Raw genomic sequence first — 247 nt, 5'->3', positions numbered from 1 at the left:
CAATCCTTCCCAGCCGATATGACCAACCTCGATGGCTTCGTCATCGATCGTTCTGGCAACGATAGACGCCAACCCCGTTTCGAGAAAGAACACGTGATCGGTGGGCTGATCGCTTTCGACCAGCACGGTGCGAACGGGTAGATCGACCCGCTCCATTCCGGGCTGCAGTACATCGAATGCGTCGGGGCCAAGGGCGGCAAGCAGCCGGTTCTGAACGTCCGACTTTTGAATCTGAGGCATCTTTGGG

Annotated in this window: 1 protein-coding gene; it reads right to left on the bottom strand. The window is 57.5% G+C overall.

Annotated features, from left to right (window positions below; all coding sequences use genetic code 11):
• A partial coding sequence (locus SB659_RS20245) for a hypothetical protein (protein WP_410551726.1) occupies positions 1-247 on the bottom strand: 247 nt, incomplete at both ends.

This window comes from Arthrobacter sp. SIMBA_036 (assembly GCF_046535135.1).
Lineage (GTDB): Bacteria > Actinomycetota > Actinomycetes > Actinomycetales > Micrococcaceae > Arthrobacter.
The sequence above is the reverse complement of the archived record's forward strand: the minus strand, read 5'-3'. Positions and strand labels throughout refer to the sequence as shown.